The organism is Agromyces albus (assembly GCF_004134825.1).
Classification (GTDB): domain Bacteria; phylum Actinomycetota; class Actinomycetes; order Actinomycetales; family Microbacteriaceae; genus Agromyces; species Agromyces albus.
On record NZ_SDPN01000011.1, the window covers coordinates 49,196 to 65,745 of the forward strand.

Here is a 16,550-nt window from a genome sequence, read left to right on the forward strand (position 1 = left end):
ATGGCGACTGTCAAAGCGAGCGCTGCGGTCTCGCACGTCGGGCGGATCCGCGCGAACAACCAAGATTCCGGTTATGCCGGCCGGCAGTTGTTCCTCGTCGCCGACGGCATGGGCGGCCACGCCGGCGGAGACGTCGCGAGCGCCATCGCGACCCGCCGCATCGCCGAGGCCGATGCCGACTACAACGGCATCACGGATGCCGCATCCGAACTCCAGTCCGCCCTGATCTCCGCGAACCGTCAGCTCGCCGAGACCGTCGCCGAGCACTCCGAGCTCACCGGCATGGGCACGACCGTGAGCGCGCTGCTCCTGCACGGCGACCGCGTGGTGATCGCGCACATCGGCGACTCCCGCATCTATCTGCTCCGGTCGGGCGAGCTCAGCCAGATCTCCACCGACCACACCTTCGTGCAGCGCCTCGTCGACGCCGGCCGCATCACCGCCGAGGAGGCGATGGTGCACCCTCGACGTTCGGTGCTCATGCGCGTGCTCGGCGACGTCGAAGCGTCACCCGAGATCGACACGATGCTGCTCGACACGCGCGCCGGCGACCGGTGGATGCTGTGTTCCGACGGGCTCTCGGGCGTCGTGAGCTTCGACGACATCCACGAGTTGATGTCGGCCGAGGCCGGTGCGAAGCAAGTCGCCGACCGGCTCGTGAAGGCCTCGCTCGACGGCGGCGCACCCGACAACGTCACGGTCGTGGTCATCGACATCGGCGAGCCGCCCGCGCCCGCCACCCCTCCGCTCGTGGTGGGCTCGGCGGCGGCGCCGCTCGCGTTCGGTGCGCCCGAGCCGGTGCGAGCCCGCGGCATCCGGCTCACGCCCTTCCGGCCGCACCCCGTGCAGGAGACGCACTTCGAGCCCGACTCGGCCGACTACTTCGACGAGATCATCGAGGAAGACGCCCGGCGCCGACGTCGGCGCCGCTGGATGTGGGGCTTCTGGATCGTGCTGCTCATCGGCGCGATCTTCACGACCTTCGCACTCGGCTACCAATGGACCCAGACCCGCTACTACGTGGGCGAGTCGAACGGGCGGGTCGCGATCTTCCAGGGCATCCAGCAGGACCTCGGGCCCATCTCGCTGCACGAGCTCCACACCGAGACCGGTCTCGACGTCGCGGATCTCCGCACCTACGACCAGCAACGCGTCGAGCAGACGATCAGCGCCGGCTCGTTCTCCGAGGCGTACCGCATCGTGCAGCGACTGGAGGACTCCCTTGACTGACCAGAGCGGGCCCATCGTGGGCGCCCCGCGGTCGGCCGCCCCGCCGACCGCGAGCGTGCGACGCATCCGGCTGCCCCAGAAGCTGCGCAACCTCGAGCTGGGCCTCCTGCTCGTCGCGTGCATCATCAACGCCGGAGCGATCGTGCTCGTGCAGCTCGGCGCGCTCGGCCGCGTCGACACCCAACTCGTGCTGCTCGGCGCGGGCCTCTCGGCGCTCGTGTTCGGATTGCACATCTGCATGCGGTTCGTCGCTCGCGACGCCGACCCGTTCCTGCTGCCGATCGCGACCGTGCTCAACGGCCTCGGCATCGCCATGATCTACCGCATCGACATCGCGTTCGGCGACACCGGATGGGAGAGCGCCGCGGTGCGGCAGATCGCGTGGAGCGCGATCGCGATCATCGCCGGCATCGCCACGATCCTCGTCATCCGCAACCACCGGGTGCTCTTCCGGTACACCTACCTCTCGGGCCTCATCGCGATCGTGCTCCTGCTCCTGCCACTCGTGCCCGGGCTCGGCCGCCAGGTGAGCGGCGCCCGCGTGTGGATCGGCTTCGGCGACGTCGCCACCTTCCAGCCCGGCGAGATCGCGAAGATCGCCCTCGCGGTCTTCTTCGCGGGGTACCTCGTGCGCAACCGCGACAGCCTCTCGATGGTGGGCACCAAGCTGCTCGGCATGCGGTTCCCGCGGGCTCGCGACCTGGGTCCGCTCCTCGTGGTGTGGGCGCTGTCGATGGCCGTCATCGTGTTCCAGCGCGACCTCGGCACCGCGCTCCTCTACTTCGGCCTGTTCCTCGTGATGCTCTACGTCGCGACCAGCCGGTTGTCGTGGGTCGTGCTCGGGCTCACACTGTTCCTCAGCGGCGCGCTCATCGCGAGCCAGACGCTCGATTACGTGAACGGCCGATTCCGCAACTGGCTCGACGCGTTCAACCCCGAGGTCTACAACGCCGACGGCGGGAGTTTCCAGCTCGTGCAGGGGCTCTTCGGCCTCGCGCACGGCGGACTGATCGGCAGCGGCCTCGGCGAGGGCCGGCCCGACATCACCCCCGTGCCGCAGAGCGACTACATCATCGCGAGCCTCGGTGAGGAGCTGGGCCTCGCGGGCGTCTTCGCGATCCTCGCCCTCTACGTGCTCTTCGTCGCACGAGGCTTCCGCATCGGCTTCGCCGGTCAGGACGACTTCGGAAAGCTGCTCGGCGTGGGCCTCGCGTTCGTCGTCGCCCTGCAGGTGTTCATCGTCGTGGGCGGCGTCACCCGCGTCATCCCGCTCACCGGGCTCACGACGCCGTTCCTCGCGGCGGGCGGTTCGTCACTCGTCGCGAACTGGATCATCGTCGGGCTCCTGCTGCGACTGTCCGACACGGTACGCAACCACCCGAGGCTGGTGATCGACGGATGAATCGCGAGCTCAAGCGCGTCTCGATACTCGCTCTCCTCATGTTCCTGACCCTTTTCGTCTCCTCGACGATCATCCAGTACGCGCAGGCGGAGTCGCTCGGGGCCGACCCGCGCAACTCCCGCACGCTCTACGACAGCTACTCGGTCGAGCGCGGCCCCATCCTCGTCGGCGGCGACCCGATCGCCTTTTCCCAGCCCTCCGACGACGACTACAAGTTCCAGCGCGTCTACGCGAACGGCCCGCTCTATGCACCGATCACCGGGTTCATTCCGGTCAACGGCGAGGCGACGGGCCTGGAGCGCTCGCTCAACGACTTCCTGAGCGGACAATCGAGCAGCCAGTTCTTCGACTCCATCAACCGCTTGATCTCCGGACAGGATCCGATGGGTGCCTCCGTCGAGGTCACGATCGACCCCGTGCTGCAGCAGGCGGCCTGGGATGCGCTCGGCGACTACACCGGCGCCGTCATCGTGACCGAGCCGAGCACCGGACGCATCCTCGCCATGGTCACGAAACCCTCGTACGACCCCAATTCGCTCGCAGTGCACAGCGGAGACCAGGTGGAGGCGACCTACGAGGGGCTGCTCGCCGACCCGGGCGACCCGCTCTTCAATCGCGCGACGGGCGGCGACATGAACCCGCCCGGCTCGGTGTTCAAGCTCGTCGTCACGGCGGCCGCCCTCGAGTCCGGCCGGTACACGCCCGACAGCACCTTCCCGAACCCCGGAACACTCACGCTGCCCGGCAGCGATGCGGTGGTGCGCAACTCTGGTGGAGGCACGTGCGGCGGCGGCGCGGAGGTCACGCTCGCCACCGCGCTGCGGCTCTCGTGCAACATCCCGATGGCACAGCTCGGCATGGAGCTCGGCGACACCGCGATTCGCGAGCAGGCGGAGAAATTCGGCTTCAACCGTGAGTTCGAGATCCCCACCCTGACGGAGTCGAGCGTGTACCCGCGTGCCCTCGACGATCCGCAGACCGGGCTCAGCGCGTTCGGTCAGGGTGAGGTTCGCGCCACACCGTTGCAGATGGCCATGGTTTCGGGGGCGATCGCGAACGGAGGAATCGTCATGAACCCGAATCTCGTCGACGCCATCGTCGCGCCCGACTTCACTCCGTTGCAGGAGTTCGAGGGCTCGGAGTTCGGCCGTGCGATCAGCGAGGAGACGGCGAACACCATGGTGCAGATGATGGTCAACGGCGTCGAAGACGGTGCCGCGAGTAATGCAAGAATAGGTGACGTCAGCGTGGCCGGTAAGACGGGTACAGCAGAGAACGGTGAGAGTGACCCCTACACTCTCTGGTTCACAGGTTTTGCCCCCGCCGACGACCCTCAGTATGCAATCACGGTGCTCGTGGAAGATGGCGGGGGACTTGGTCAGGAGGGGTATGGCAATCTCATTGCCGCACCCGTCGCAAAGCAGGTACTAGAGGCGGTGCTGAACAAATGAGACCGAGCGCAGGGCTCACCTTCGGAGGGCGCTACGAGCTGCAATCCCGCATCGCGATCGGCGGGATGGGCGAGGTGTGGCAAGCCACCGACCTCGTCATCGGCCGTCAGGTAGCGATCAAGATCCTGAAGGATGAGTACCTCGGCGACCCCGGTTTCCTCGAGCGATTCCGCGCTGAGGCCCGGCACGCCGCCCTCGTGAACCACGAGGGCATCGCGAACGTCTTCGACTACGGCGAGGAAGACGGCAGCGCCTACCTCGTCATGGAGCTCGTGCCGGGCGAGGCGCTCTCGACCGTCCTCGAACGAGAGCACGTGCTCTCGACCGACAAGGTGCTCGACATCGTCGCACAGACAGCGGCGGCGCTGCAGGCTGCTCACGCGGCCGGCCTCGTGCACCGCGACATCAAGCCCGGCAACCTGCTCATCACGCCCGACGGGCGCGTGAAGATCACCGACTTCGGCATCGCTCGCATCGCCGACCAGGTGCCGCTCACGGCCACGGGCCAGGTCATGGGCACCGTGCAGTACCTCTCGCCCGAGCAGGCTTCCGGTCACCCCGCTTCGCCGACGACCGACATCTACTCGCTCGGCATCGTCGCCTACGAGGCACTCGCCGGCCGACGCCCCTTCACCGGGGAGTCGCAAGTGGCGATCGCGATGGCGCAGATCAACGAGACGCCGCCCGACCTGCCCGTCACCGTGTCCGAACCGGTGCGCAATCTCGTCTACGCGTGCATCGCGAAGAACCCGGCCGACCGTCCGCAGTCAGCCGCGCACCTCGCTCGTGCCGCAACCGCGCTGCGCCGAGGCGACGTGCAGGCTGCAGCAGCAGCCGTCCCCGCCGTGCTCGGTGCCGGCATGACCGCGGCCACGATGCTCATGCCCAACCAGGGCGCAACGGCGGCGACCACGGTGCTGCCGTCTGCAGCCGCAGCCGCCGCCGCCGGTGCCGGTGCCGCGGGTCTCGGCGTCCCCGCCGACGGCGAGGAGCCCACGAAGAAGCGCAGCCCGTGGACCTGGCCGCTCATCGTGCTCATCGCGCTCCTCGCGATCGTGCTCATCGGCACGATCATCGCACTCGCACTGAACGGCGGCGGAGGCGGAGGCGGCGCGACACCGTCGACCGCAGCGAGTCGGACGACACCCGCTGCGACCACGCCCACCACACCACCGCCCGCTCCACCCACGAGCGCGGCACCCACCACCGCGCAGATCACGCGCGAGGAGTACCTCGGTCTCACCGTCGATGAGGCGCGAGCCAAGCTCGAGGGTCTGGGCATGGTTGCGAACGCCGTCGAGGGCAACGCGGCGACGACCCCCGAAGACGCCGGCCGCGTCTACGAGGTGAACCCCACCGGACCGGTGCCGATCGGCGACCAGGTGACGATCACGTACTACGCCAACCCCGTGACACCGTCGACTCCGACCGACGCGCCCACCACCGACAAAGACTCGGTGAACAGCGGCGGCACGGTGAAGGTGTCGTGGAGTGCGCAGAGCTGCCCCGCCGGGCAGACGCTCTCGGGCTACGAAGTGCAGGTCACCGGAGACGCGGCGATCCAGGGCGGTGGAGTCGTCGGGCCGGGCAGCACCACGGTCAACGTCACGGCAGGCAGTCAGCCGTTCGACGTCTCGTACCGCTACTTCTGCGGCCAGCTGAGCTCGGAGTTCTCTCCGACGACCAGTGTCGCGATCGACGGCCTCGACCTCGACGGCTGAGCGCAGTCGACCACTGACGAGATGACGAGCGGAAGGGACGGAACTGCACGGTGAGCGATGAAGGACGCATACTCGCGGGGAGATACCGCGTCGGTGCCCTCATCGGGCGCGGCGGCATGTCCGACGTGCACGTGGGTTCCGACACTCGTCTCGGTCGTCAGGTCGCGATCAAGCTCCTGAAGCCGCAGCTCGCCACCGATCCGGCGTTCCGCATGCGCTTCCGACAGGAGGCGCAGTCCGCTGCCCGAATGGCGCACCCCACGATCGTGCGGGTCTTCGACGCCGGCGAGGAGACCGTCGTCGACGCCGCCGGGCAGGAGGTGCAGCTGCCGTTCATCGTCATGGAGTTCGTCGAGGGGCGACTGCTCAAGGAGATCATCCACGACGGCCCGCTCGAGGCTGCCGCGGCCGTTCGCGTCATCGACGGAGTGCTCACCGCGCTCGAGTACTCGCACCGCGCCGGCGTCGTGCACCGCGACATCAAGCCCGGCAACATCATGATCACCACCACGGGCCAGGTGAAGGTCATGGACTTCGGCATCGCGCGCGCCGTCTCCGACGGGTCGACGACGGTCGCGCAGACCACGGCGATCCTCGGCACCGCCTCCTACTTCTCCCCCGAGCAGGCCAAGGGCGAGATCGTCGACGCGCGCACCGACCTCTACTCGACCGGCGTCGTGCTCTTCGAGATGCTCACGGGCCGTCCGCCGTTCCGCGGCGACACCCCCGTCGCGGTCGCCTACCAGCACGTGAGCGAACGCCCGGTGAAGCCGAGCGTCATCAACCCGAAGGTCTCCCCCGCGCTCGATGCCGTCGTGCTGCACGCCCTCACGAAAGACCGGGCTCAGCGATACCAGTCCGCAGCGGAGTTCCGCGCCGACGTCGACATCGCGGCATCCGGTCGCGTTCCCGTTCATCGGCAACCCGATCAGGCGACCCTGCTCTTCGGCGCACCCACCGGCTCGCTCTCCACCTCCGAGCTCGCACTGCGCCAGCTCACCGAAGACGAGACGATGACGCGCACCCAGCGTCGCCCTCCAGCGATCTGGATCTGGTCGGGCATCATCGCCGTCGTCGTCATCGTCGTCGCCGTCATGTACTGGGCGTTCAACCTGCAACCCACCGACGATCTGCCGTCGACCTCCCGTGAGATCCCGGTATTCACCGGCATGACCTATGAGCAGGCCGCCGAGCAACTGCAGGAGCTCGGCCTGCCTGCGACACGCATCGACCAGACCGACGACGCGGTCCCCGCGGGCGAAGTCATCCGCACCAACCCCGTCGCCGGCGAGATCGTGAACGTCGGCGTCGCCGTAAGCATCTACGTGTCGACCGGGCGCGAGGCGGTGACGGTTCCCGATGTCAGGAACAAGCCCCTTGACCAAGCGAAAGCAGACCTCGAAGCGGCCGGGCTCATTCCGGGCACCGAAACCCGGCAGACCTCTCCATCCGTGCCGGCCGACACCGTGATGGGCACGAGCCCAGAACAGGGCACCTCGGTGGAGGCCGGGTCGACTGTCGACTTCACGCTCTCGAGCGGCCTCGTGACGCTCTCCGACCTCACCGGGCAGACGCTCGCCGCTGCATCCTCCTATCTCTCCGCCGAGAACCTGCAGCTGAATCCGGTTCCCAAGCCCGACCCGACGTGCAAGTCGCAGACCGGGTCACCCGTCACGCAGCAGTCGCTCGCCCCTGGCGACGTGCCACAGCATTCCGACGTCGAGCTCACGTACTGCGCAGGCTGACCGAGCAGGCTCAGCTCACCCGCACGAGCGGATTCAAGTGGAGCGCGCGGTCACGGGCCTCCGGCAGGCCTGCCACGGCGAGCCAATTGCCGAGCATGCGATACCCACCCTCGGTGAGCACCGACTCGGGGTGGAACTGCACGCCGTAGATCGGCGCCCGTTCGTGCCGGAGCCCCATGATGACCCCGCCTTGCGTGCGACTCGTCACGATGAGTTCGCTCGGCACAGTGCCATCGACGACGGCGAGCGAGTGGTATCTCGTGGCAGTGAACGGCTGCGGCACCCCGTCGTAGAAGGCGCTGTCATCGTGCGTGATGCGCGAGGTCTTGCCGTGCATCAGCTCTTCGGCGTTCGTCACGACGGCACCGAACGCCTCGGCGATCGCCTGGTGGCCGAGGCACACGCCGAGGATCGGCTGCCCGGTCGCGAGTGCGGCCTCGACGATCGGGATCGACACCCCTGCGTCGGCCGGCTTTCCCGGTCCGGGCGAGATGAGCACCGCGTCGTACTGCGCGATGCGAGCAGGCACGTCGGATGCCTGGATCGCGTCGTTGCGCACCACTTCGGTCTCAGCGCCGAGCTCCTGCAGGTAGCCGTTCAGCGTGTAGACGAAGCTGTCGTAGTTGTCGAGTACGAGAACGCGGGTCATTGATCCCCCACTGTGACGTCGATCGGATTCAGGTAGGCGTCGACCAGTGGGAACACCCACGTGAAGAGCGCGAAGACGACGGCCGCAGCGAGGATGAGCACGAGGATGATGCGCAGCCACACGGGGCCGGGCAGCACGCGCCAGAGTGCACCGTACATATCAGGACTCCCAGGTGGCGACGATCGAGGCGATCTCGGCGGGCGGGCCGGCGGAGATGGGCTGCCACGACTCGAGCACCCCGTAGGCGATGATGCGCTCGTCGGTCGAGTAGAGGGGGTTGCAGGTCGTGAGCGTGATGATGCGATCGGTCGGCTGCAGCTCGGGGCGGTGCGGCACCGGCGAGAGCACGTCGACGGCCTCGGGGGCCACGTACTCGAAATCACGGAATCGGTAGGTGTACCAACCGTCTTGCGTCTGGATGTAGATCGCGTCACCGAGCTGGAGCTGGTCGACCTCATGCATGCCGCCACCGTAGGCACTGCGGTGAGAGGCGATCGCGAAGTTGCCCACCTCTCCGGGCATCTGCGTGCCGGGGTAGTGGCCCACACCGAGGTAGTTGCTGTTCAGCACATCGAGCCCGATGCCTTCAGCCACGCGCCGCTGCGAGTCCTCGCCGAACCGGGGCACGTACATGATCGCGAATGCCTCGCCACTGGCGCGTTCGGCCGGTCCGACGACCGGGTCGCCGTAGTCGGCCGGCTCAGGCGGCGCCTCACTGCCGCGCGCGGCGCGATCGGCCTCGATCCATTCAGAGCTGAGATCGGATGCCGCGCTCGACTGCTGACCGGCCATGATCGCGTCGTTCCACCACAACTGCCAGCCGAGGAAGAGCAGGATCAGCGCACCGGCCGTGAGGAGCAACTCGCCGAGGATGCCGACGATGCTCACCGGGCGACGGCGACGCTCATGACGTCGGGCACGCCGATCGTCGATCACCTCGTCGCTCACGCCGGGCTCCGAATCGGACATACTCGCGATTCTAGCTCGCACGGTGAAGAGCCCGGCTGTGTGAGGCCGGTTCACTCGGATAGAATCTCCCTCATGGCACGTACGAAATCATCGAAGCCCGCGCGCGCAGAACCGGCAAGCGGCGAAGAGGCGCCGAACCCGGTGTGGTTCAAGCCGGTCATGTTCGGCTTCATGCTGCTCGGGCTCGCCTGGATCATCGTCTTCTACGTGAGCCAGGGCCGGCTCCCCATCCCCGACCTCAACTCGTGGAACATCCTCGTCGGCTTCGGCATCGCCTTCATCGGCTTCCTCATGACCACTCGCTGGCGCTGACCAGCTCATACGGCGAAGAGGGCGGATGCTGCGGCATCCGCCCTCTTTCGTGCATTCCCCCGCGCCTTCCTCGGAGTTATCCACAGGCTTACGAACGGGTCGGCGACCCGATGGCCCCCGAACTGGCCACAACTACATGCGTGTAACTCTCCCCAGCTGTGGAGAGAGCTGTGGATAACTCAGCAGCTAGCCGATCGGCAGCATGAAGTACCGCAGGCTGAGCAGCAGGAGCACCACCACGAGCGCCGCGAGCAGCCACACCTGCAGCGCCTGTTGCGATCGCTTCCGTGTCTCGATGTAGATCCAGCCGACGATCGCGCCCACGAGGAGGCCGCCCAAGTGCGCCTGCCACGCGATGTTCACGCCGGGCAGGAATCCGATCACGAGGTTGATGCCGAGCAGCACCAGAAGCTGGGTCGTCTGCCCTCCGAGCCGCCGCTGGATCACGAGGAATGCGCCCATGAGCCCGAAGATGGCGCCGGATGCCCCGACGACGGGCACGAACGGACTGCTGAGCCAGAGCACGCCGATCGAGCCGCCGAGGCCCGCGATCAGGTAGAGCGCGAGGAATCGCGAGCGGCCGAGCAGGCCCTCGAGCAACTGGCCGAAGATCCACAGCGTGTACATGTTGAGCAGCACGTGGAAGATGAGGCCGGTGGAGTGCACCAGCATCGTCGTGAGCATACGCCACGGCTCGAAGCTGCCCGGAGCCGAGTAGCCTCCCGCGTACAGCAGCTCGCTCGTGACGCCGAGGCCGGGAATCAACTGCAGGAGGAAGACCGCGAACGTGACGGCGATGATCGAGTACGTGACGATTGGCCCGCCGCCGCGGGCAACCGAGCGAAGGCGTGTGAGCGCGACCGGCTTCGTTCGCGGCGCCGAGGCGCGCTGCTCACGCATGCACTCGGGGCAGATCACGCCGACCGGTGCCGGTGTCTGGCATTCGTGGCAGATCGTGCGCCCGCATCGCTGGCACAGCACAAAGCTCTGCCGATCCGGATGCCGGTAGCAGGTGTTCGCGCGCTCGGGCCCGGCCTCGCTCACCGCCGTGTCAGGCCTGCTCGATGGTGACGCTCTCGAGCACGACGTCTTCGAGCGGCCGGTCGCGACCGTCGGTGGCCACGGAGGCGAGCTTGTCGACCACGGCCTGGCTCGCGGCATCCGTCACCTTGCCGAAGATGGTGTGCTTGCCCTGCAGCCACGTGGTGGGGCCGACGGTGATGAAGAACTGCGAGCCATTGGTGCCGCGGCCACCCTGGAGGCCGGCGTTCGCCATCGCAAGCACGTAGGGCTCGGTGAAGTCGAGCTCGCCGTTGATCTCGTCGTCGAACTGGTAGCCCGGTCCGCCGACGCCCTGGCCCAGCGGGTCGCCGCCCTGGATCATGAAACCGGGGATGATGCGGTGGAAGACGACGTCGCGGTACAGCGGGTCGGTGGTCTTCTCGCCGGTGGCGGGGTGGGTCCACTCGATCTCGCCGGTCGCGAGGCCGACGAAGTTCTTGACCGTCTTCGGGGCCTGGTGGCCGTAGAGGTCGACCTTGATCGGGCCGTGGTTTGTATTGAGGGTCGCGACAGCGGTGGGAATGGGCATGCCCTTATTCTGTCACGCACGGATTCGTCAACCGGCATGCCGTATTCGCACTCCCACCTCGCGTACAGCCGTTTCGGTGGCAAGATGGAGGAGTTCGCTGCACAACGATGGAGGTCGAGATGAGCCTGTCACGCAAGCGCCGGAAGGAACTCAAGCGGCTGCAGAGCAGTGCGGAGGAACTCTGGGGGGACCAGCAGCACGTGCTCGAGCACGCCAACGCCGTCGCTCGCGAGGCGAGCCGCCAACTGGGCCACATCACACGCGAAGAAGTCGTTCCGCGTGTGCGCACGGGGTACGAGAGTTATGTTCGTCCGGGAGTCGACCAGGCACGGCACGTCGCGCGCAGCACCGGCGAGGCCGTCGAGCGCAAGGTCGTTCCCGCGATCGGCAACGCTCTCGGAGCCGTGATGTCGATCGGTGACGTCGCCAACGACGCACGAGTGCGCCGGGCCGTGGCCCGTATCGCGCCCCGTTCGTTCGCTCCCCAGAAGAAGGGCCCCGGAGCGGGCACCTATCTCGCAATCGGCGCCGGCATCATTGCGGCGGCCGGGATCGCGTATGCCGTCTGGCAGACCTTCCGGGCCGATGACGAGCTCTGGGTGGCTGACGACGAGCCCTCAACTGGTGCTGCAACCGACATCTGAGTACCGTAGGTTCACGAACGGCCTCGCCTCTCCACAGGCGGGGTCGTTCACCAGTTAACGCGTTGGATCCCGATTCTCAACGAATCTGGGAATCGACCTTGCACTCCACGTGAGAACACCGATAGTGTCTCATTCGGTATCGAACGACCGAAGCCCTGAGAGGAGTTGATCCCTATGACGAAGCACATCTTTGTCCCAGCATCCACTGCCGCCCACACGGGAGTCCTCCTCACGTATCGGGCCGGCTGATTCAGCCCCGGCGACACGCCTCTTTGCGCGTGATCGCCACCTCCGCCCCTCGGGCGTGACCAGCGGCTCGTGCCGCAGCATCCGTCGACCGATCGCGTCACCACTGCAACGACGTCGGTGAATCGGATGCCGCACACGGCTTCCCGGCCATCCCGTCCCGGCGACTGACGCCCAGCGCGCTGCGATTCGGCGCGCCTCGCGATCCGAACGCCCACTCTTCCCACCACCGCGCCATGCCTGGCCCCCGTGCCTCGACGCGCATCAGCACCATCCACCACCACACACCAGTAAGGAAACCGAAGTGAATACCAGTTCTCTCACCGCAAGTCCGCCCCGATCGGAGCGGGCAATAGTTATCCGTGCCCAGGCACGCCGGCTGGGCGAGCGCATCGCCGTGCGCGCCGGTCTCGCGTTGATCGCGTGGGGTCGACGTCATGACGAGCACCGCACCCACGTCGCGATGTACGAGCGCCGTCACAACGAGCAGGTCGCGAACCGGCTCCGTGACGACGAGTTCGTCCGGGCCGTGCTCCTCGCGCGTCCGTTCGTCTGACGCCATGTGCGCCAACACCACGATTCCCCCGCTGGTCGACGTCGTCGCCCGCCGCGACGCCGCCGGCCGCGGGGGATCGTCATGCACACTGCGCGGCCGCGTCGCGGATGGTTCGGCCTCTCCGGGTCGGAACATCGGCGTCGCGGTCGCGCAGTGTGCCTTCGTCAGCGCACCCCGGCAACGGCGGCCGGCTTCGGCTCTGCCATGCCGCCTCGGCTATGGAGCGGCGGGCGGCACGCCGTCGGCGGGCTCTGCAGCGTTCAGTCGCAGCGCGATGTCGAGCAGGCTCACACGCCGGAGTCCAGGCACCTCGTCGAGCGCGAACCAGCGCGCCTCATCGCTCGAGCCGCCGATCTCGTTGCGAAGCGCGCCGCTGACGACCTCCGCCCGGTAGACCACCCGCATCGCATAGAGCGGCGACGCACCGGTGTGTCGCTTCGACGCGGGCACGACCATCGTGTCGATGCCGAGCAATCGGTCGACGGATGCCTCGTAGCCGGTCTCCTCGAGGATCTCGCGCTTCACCGCCTCGATCGGGTGTTCCGCCCCCTGCACACCGCCGCCCGGCAGCGTCCATCCGGACCGGCCGTGCTCGTTCCAGTGCGAGAGTAGGATCTGCCCGTCACGAATGATCACTCCATAGGCGGCGATGCGGATGTCCATCCCGTCACTGTAGCCCGAGCGTGGCGGATCGGCGGCGGTCGGCGCTAGGGTCGTGGCATCCGATGCCCCAGGGAGCCCGCGTGACCGAGACGACGAGCGGCGCGATTCGCTCGACCGAGGTCGACGAGTTCCTCGTCGCCCGATGGTTCAGCGTCTAGCCGATAAATACTGTGGAGCCTAGGAGATTCGAACTCCTGACATCCTGCTTGCAAAGCAGGCGCTCTACCAACTGAGCTAAGGCCCCGGACCCGAACGCCGGAGCATCCGAGAATTTCCTTCTGGAATTATCTGAGTGGGGATACGAGGACTTGAACCTCGGACCTCTTCGTTATCAGCGAAGCGCTCTAACCGCCTGAGCTATATCCCCGAAATTGGCCGAGTGAAAGACTACCCGACCGGGCGGGATTCTCCGAATCCACGCCGCTCCTCGTCAGTTGTTGGTGAACCCGACGAGGATGCCGCCCGTGATCTTGACGCTCAGGTTGTAGAGCACCGCCAGAATCGCTCCGAGCGCGGTGATCACCACGAGGTTGAGCAGCGAGGCGACGACGGCGAAGCCCATCACGTTGCCGAGGGAGAGCACCGCCGTGAGGTCTCCACTGGACCCGGCGACGTCTTGCACGAGCGAGTTGACCTGCTCGAAGATTCCCGTCGAGTTCAACACCGTGTGGACGAGGAACGTCGCGACGATGCTGACCACTGCGAGGCAGACCGCAACGAGGAACGAGAGCTTCACCGCCGACCAGAAGTCGATGTAGACGAGCCGGAGGCGCACCTGCTTTGCAGGGGTCTTCCGGTTCGACTTGCGGGCCAGCTTGTCGGCGACGCTACTCATAGACGATTACTCCTGTTCCGCGGGTTCGACGGCCTCGGTCTCGGCCGCCTCCTCCACGAGGTTGCGCTCGGAATTCTTCGCGATCGCGATGATGCGGTCGTCTTCCGCGAACTTCGCGAACACGACGCCCATCGTGTCCCGGCCCTTGGCTGGAACCTCGGCGACGTCAGAGCGTACCACCTTGCCGCTGGCAAGGACCACAAGTACCTCGTCGCTTCGCGAGGCGATGAGCGCGCCCGCGAGGTCGCCGCGGTCTTCGCTGAGCTTCGCGACCTTGATGCCGAGGCCGCCACGTTGCTGCTTGCGGTACTCCTCGACCCGGGTGCTCTTGGCGTAGCCGCCCTCGGTGACGACGAATACATAGGTGTCGGACGGGCTCAGCTTCTGGCCGTTGCTCTCCTCGCCGCCGGCGGCGGACTCGATCGCATCGGATTCGCCATCCGAACCGGCGACGACGGATGCCTCGAGCAGGCTGTCTCCGCCGCGGAAGCTCATGCCCTTCACGCCGGAGGTGCTCCGGCCCATCGGGCGGAGCGCGGCATCCGTGGCCTCGAAGCGGAGCGACATGCCCTTCTTCGAGACGAGCAGGATCTCGTCGTGCTCGTCGGCGAGCATCGCCGAGACGAGCTCGTCGTCTTCACGGAGGCTGATCGCGATGATGCCGCGCGAGCGGTTCGTGTCGTAGGCCGTGAGCTCGGTCTTCTTCACGAGGCCGTCGCGGGTGGCGAGCACCAGATACTGCGCCACCGCGTAGTCGCGGATGTCGAGGATCTCGGCGATCTGCTCGTCGGGCTGCATCTCGAGGAGGTTGGCGAGGTGCTGGCCCTTGGCGTCGCGGCCGCCCTCCTGGATCTCGTAGGCCTTCGCGCGATAGACGCGGCCCTTGTTCGTGAAGAAGAGGAGCCAGTGGTGCGTCGTGGTGACGAAGAAGTGCTCGACCACGTCGTCGGCGCGCAGCTGCGCGCCCTTCACGCCCTTGCCGCCGCGGTGCTGCGAGCGGTAGTTGTCGCTGCGCGTGCGCTTGACGTAGCCGCCGCGCGTGACGGTGACGACCATCTCCTCTTCGGGGATGAGGTCTTCGACCGACATGTCGCCGTCGTAGCCGGGCATGATGTGCGTGCGGCGCTCGTCGCCGTATTTCGCGACGATCTCGGCCAGCTCTTCGGAGATGATCGTGCGCTGGCGCTCGGGCGACGCGAGGATCGACTGGTAGTCAGCGATCTTGGCGGCGAGTTCGTCGGCTTCGTCGATGATCTTCTGGCGCTCGAGTGCAGCGAGACGGCGCAGCTGCAGTTCGAGGATCGCACGAGCCTGCAGGTCGTCGATGTCGAGCAGCGCAATGAGGCCGTCACGGGCCTCTTCGACGGTGGGCGAGCGACGGATGAGTGCAATGACGTCGTCGAGCGCGTCGAGCGCCTTGAGGTATCCACGCAGGATGTGCATGCGCGCCTCGGCCTCGCGGAGGAGGAACTGCGTGCGCCGCACGATGACGTCGATCTGGTGGTCGACCCAGTGCGCAATGAAGCCGTCGATCGAGAGCGTGCGCGGGATGCCGTCGACGATCGCGAGCATGTTCGCGCCGAAGTTCTCCTGCAACTGCGTGTGCTTGTAGAGGTTGTTCAGCACGACCTTCGCCACAGCGTCACGCTTCAGCACGATCACGAGTCGCTGGCCGGTGCGGCCCGAGGTCTCGTCGCGGATGTCGGCGATGCCCGACATCTTGCCGTCTTTCACAAGGTCGGCGATCTTGATGGCGAGGTTGTCGGGGTTCACCTGGTAGGGCAGCTCGGTGACCACGAGGCACGTGCGGCCCTGCAGCTCTTCGACGCTCACGACCGCGCGCATCGTGATCGATCCGCGGCCCGTGCGATAGGCGTCGTTGATGCCCTTGACGCCGAGGATCTGCGCGCCGGTCGGGAAGTCGGGGCCTTTGATGCGCTGGATGAGCGCTTCCTGCAGCTCTTCACGCGTTGCTTCGGGGTTCTCGAGGTACCACTGGGCGCCGGATGCCACTTCGCGCAGGTTATGCGGCGGGATGTTCGTCGCCATGCCCACGGCGATGCCGACGGAGCCGTTGACGAGCAGGTTCGGGAAGCGCGCCGGCAGGATCGCCGGCTCTTGCGTGTGTCCGTCGTAGTTGTCTTGGAAGTCGACGGTGTCCTTCTCGATGTCGCGCACCATCTCGAGGGCGAGCGGAGCCATCTTCGTCTCGGTGTACCGAGGTGCGGCGGCGCCGTCGTTGCCGGGCGAGCCGAAATTGCCCTGGCCGAGCGCGAGTGGGTAGCGCATGCTCCACGGCTGCACGAGTCGCACGAGCGCGTCGTAGATGGCCGTGTCGCCGTGCGGGTGGTACTGCCCCATGACGTCGCCCACGACACGAGCGCACTTGGAGAACGACCGGTCGGGCCGGTAGCCACCGTCGTACATCGCATAGATGACGCGGCGGTGCACGGGCTTGAGGCCGTCGCGCACCTCGGGCAGCGCCCGGCCCACGATCACGCTCATCGCGTAGTCGAGGTAGGAGCGCTGCATCTCG

General features: G+C 67.1%; 16 protein-coding genes and 2 tRNA genes. 8 read left to right on the plus strand and 10 right to left on the minus strand.

Annotated elements, in window-relative coordinates:
• The 5 genes from ESP51_RS07950 to pknB are packed head-to-tail and all read left to right on the plus strand — an operon-like array spanning position 1 to position 7,549.
• Positions 1-1,230, plus strand: coding sequence for a PP2C family protein-serine/threonine phosphatase (locus tag ESP51_RS07950; protein ID WP_129520365.1), 1,230 nt, complete (start codon positions 1-3; stop codon positions 1,228-1,230).
• The gene (locus ESP51_RS07955) at positions 1,223-2,632 is read left to right on the plus strand and encodes an FtsW/RodA/SpoVE family cell cycle protein (protein ID WP_422386833.1); all 1,410 of its coding nucleotides are present in this window, start codon (positions 1,223-1,225) and stop codon (positions 2,630-2,632) included. The genes ESP51_RS07950 and ESP51_RS07955 overlap by 8 nt, the downstream gene beginning before the upstream one ends.
• On the plus strand, positions 2,629-4,083 hold the full coding sequence (locus tag ESP51_RS07960; protein ID WP_129520366.1) for a peptidoglycan D,D-transpeptidase FtsI family protein: 1,455 nt from the start codon (positions 2,629-2,631) through the stop codon (positions 4,081-4,083). Before ESP51_RS07955 ends, ESP51_RS07960 begins: the two co-directional genes overlap by 4 nt.
• Positions 4,080-5,804 carry a protein kinase domain-containing protein gene (locus tag ESP51_RS07965; protein ID WP_129520367.1) on the plus strand — a complete coding sequence of 575 codons (1,725 nt, stop codon included), beginning with the start codon at positions 4,080-4,082 and terminating at the stop codon, positions 5,802-5,804. The genes ESP51_RS07960 and ESP51_RS07965 overlap by 4 nt, the downstream gene beginning before the upstream one ends.
• Before the next feature lie 50 nt (positions 5,805-5,854).
• Positions 5,855-7,549, plus strand: a complete 1,695-nt coding sequence (gene pknB / locus ESP51_RS07970; RefSeq protein ID WP_129520368.1) for a Stk1 family PASTA domain-containing Ser/Thr kinase — start codon at positions 5,855-5,857, stop codon at positions 7,547-7,549.
• Between the two features lie 10 nt (positions 7,550-7,559).
• On the opposite strand, the gene ESP51_RS07975 is transcribed toward pknB, so the two are convergent.
• Genes ESP51_RS07975 through ESP51_RS07980 form a run of 3 tightly spaced genes read right to left on the minus strand, consistent with a single transcriptional unit; the run spans position 7,560 to position 9,167 of the window.
• Entirely contained in the window at positions 7,560-8,198 is a 639-nt protein-coding gene (locus tag ESP51_RS07975) for an anthranilate synthase component II (protein ID WP_129520369.1), read from the minus strand.
• Positions 8,195-8,356 carry a DUF4175 domain-containing protein gene (locus ESP51_RS20580; protein WP_164990458.1) on the minus strand — a complete coding sequence of 54 codons (162 nt, stop codon included), beginning with the start codon at positions 8,354-8,356 and terminating at the stop codon, positions 8,195-8,197. Before ESP51_RS20580 ends, ESP51_RS07975 begins: the two co-directional genes overlap by 4 nt.
• Position 8,357: 1 nt before the next feature.
• Entirely contained in the window at positions 8,358-9,167 is an 810-nt protein-coding gene (locus ESP51_RS07980; protein ID WP_241843053.1) for a class E sortase, read from the minus strand.
• A gap of 72 nt (positions 9,168-9,239) precedes the next feature.
• Between ESP51_RS07980 and ESP51_RS07985 the strand changes: the two genes are divergently transcribed.
• A complete protein-coding gene (locus tag ESP51_RS07985) occupies positions 9,240-9,479 on the plus strand; it encodes a cell division protein CrgA (RefSeq protein WP_129520370.1) in 240 nt (79 codons plus the stop codon).
• Positions 9,480-9,665: 186 nt separating this feature from the next.
• Here the strand turns inward: ESP51_RS07985 and ESP51_RS07990 are convergent, their stop codons facing one another.
• Both ESP51_RS07990 and ESP51_RS07995 read right to left on the minus strand, forming a co-directional pair.
• A complete protein-coding gene (locus tag ESP51_RS07990) occupies positions 9,666-10,379 on the minus strand; it encodes a rhomboid family intramembrane serine protease (protein ID WP_241843054.1) in 714 nt (237 codons plus the stop codon).
• A 151-nt stretch (positions 10,380-10,530) separates the two neighbouring features.
• The gene (locus tag ESP51_RS07995) at positions 10,531-11,070 is read right to left on the minus strand and encodes a peptidylprolyl isomerase (protein ID WP_129520372.1); all 540 of its coding nucleotides are present in this window, start codon (positions 11,068-11,070) and stop codon (positions 10,531-10,533) included.
• Positions 11,071-11,189: 119 nt separating this feature from the next.
• On the opposite strand from ESP51_RS07995, the gene ESP51_RS08000 reads away from it, so the two are divergent.
• Both ESP51_RS08000 and ESP51_RS08005 read left to right on the plus strand, forming a co-directional pair.
• Positions 11,190-11,714 (plus strand): hypothetical protein, encoded by a 525-nt coding sequence (locus tag ESP51_RS08000; protein ID WP_129520373.1) that lies wholly within the window; start codon positions 11,190-11,192, stop codon positions 11,712-11,714.
• A 550-nt stretch (positions 11,715-12,264) separates the two neighbouring features.
• Positions 12,265-12,516 carry a hypothetical protein gene (locus tag ESP51_RS08005; RefSeq protein WP_129520374.1) on the plus strand — a complete coding sequence of 84 codons (252 nt, stop codon included), beginning with the start codon at positions 12,265-12,267 and terminating at the stop codon, positions 12,514-12,516.
• A gap of 216 nt (positions 12,517-12,732) precedes the next feature.
• Here ESP51_RS08005 and ESP51_RS08010 read toward each other — a convergent pair whose 3' ends face one another.
• The 5 genes from ESP51_RS08010 to gyrA all read right to left on the minus strand — a co-directional run bounded on the left by ESP51_RS08010 (position 12,733) and on the right by gyrA (position 16,546).
• Entirely contained in the window at positions 12,733-13,179 is a 447-nt protein-coding gene (locus ESP51_RS08010) for an NUDIX hydrolase (RefSeq protein WP_164990459.1), read from the minus strand.
• A 171-nt stretch (positions 13,180-13,350) separates the two neighbouring features.
• Positions 13,351-13,423, minus strand: a tRNA-Ala gene (locus tag ESP51_RS08015).
• A gap of 49 nt (positions 13,424-13,472) precedes the next feature.
• Positions 13,473-13,546: transfer RNA gene (locus tag ESP51_RS08020), tRNA-Ile, on the minus strand.
• Positions 13,547-13,609: 63 nt separating this feature from the next.
• Positions 13,610-14,014 carry a DUF3566 domain-containing protein gene (locus ESP51_RS08025; protein ID WP_129520375.1) on the minus strand — a complete coding sequence of 135 codons (405 nt, stop codon included), beginning with the start codon at positions 14,012-14,014 and terminating at the stop codon, positions 13,610-13,612.
• Positions 14,015-14,020: 6 nt separating this feature from the next.
• The gene (gene gyrA / locus ESP51_RS08030) at positions 14,021-16,546 is read right to left on the minus strand and encodes a DNA gyrase subunit A (RefSeq protein ID WP_241843064.1); all 2,526 of its coding nucleotides are present in this window, start codon (positions 16,544-16,546) and stop codon (positions 14,021-14,023) included.
• Positions 16,547-16,550: the final 4 nt, after the last annotated feature.

What these genes read in the sequence shown, in the direction of transcription:
- ESP51_RS07950 (WP_129520365.1), top strand. Translation starts at nt 1, where the DNA reads ATGGCGACTGTCAAAGCGAGCGCTGCGGTCTCGCACGTCGGGCGGATC.
- ESP51_RS07960 (WP_129520366.1), top strand. Translation starts at nt 2,629, where the DNA reads ATGAATCGCGAGCTCAAGCGCGTCTCGATACTCGCTCTCCTCATGTTC.
- ESP51_RS07965 (WP_129520367.1), top strand. Translation starts at nt 4,080, where the DNA reads ATGAGACCGAGCGCAGGGCTCACCTTCGGAGGGCGCTACGAGCTGCAA.
- ESP51_RS07975 (WP_129520369.1), bottom strand. Translation starts at nt 8,198, where the DNA reads ATGACCCGCGTTCTCGTACTCGACAACTACGACAGCTTCGTCTACACG.
- ESP51_RS20580 (WP_164990458.1), bottom strand. Translation starts at nt 8,356, where the DNA reads ATGTACGGTGCACTCTGGCGCGTGCTGCCCGGCCCCGTGTGGCTGCGC.
- ESP51_RS07980 (WP_241843053.1), bottom strand. Translation starts at nt 9,167, where the DNA reads ATGTCCGATTCGGAGCCCGGCGTGAGCGACGAGGTGATCGACGATCGG.
- ESP51_RS07985 (WP_129520370.1), top strand. Translation starts at nt 9,240, where the DNA reads ATGGCACGTACGAAATCATCGAAGCCCGCGCGCGCAGAACCGGCAAGC.
- ESP51_RS07990 (WP_241843054.1), bottom strand. Translation starts at nt 10,379, where the DNA reads ATGCGTGAGCAGCGCGCCTCGGCGCCGCGAACGAAGCCGGTCGCGCTC.
- ESP51_RS07995 (WP_129520372.1), bottom strand. Translation starts at nt 11,070, where the DNA reads ATGCCCATTCCCACCGCTGTCGCGACCCTCAATACAAACCACGGCCCG.
- ESP51_RS08000 (WP_129520373.1), top strand. Translation starts at nt 11,190, where the DNA reads ATGAGCCTGTCACGCAAGCGCCGGAAGGAACTCAAGCGGCTGCAGAGC.
- ESP51_RS08010 (WP_164990459.1), bottom strand. Translation starts at nt 13,179, where the DNA reads ATGGACATCCGCATCGCCGCCTATGGAGTGATCATTCGTGACGGGCAG.
- ESP51_RS08025 (WP_129520375.1), bottom strand. Translation starts at nt 14,014, where the DNA reads ATGAGTAGCGTCGCCGACAAGCTGGCCCGCAAGTCGAACCGGAAGACC.
- gyrA (WP_241843064.1), bottom strand. Translation starts at nt 16,546, where the DNA reads ATGCAGCGCTCCTACCTCGACTACGCGATGAGCGTGATCGTGGGCCGG.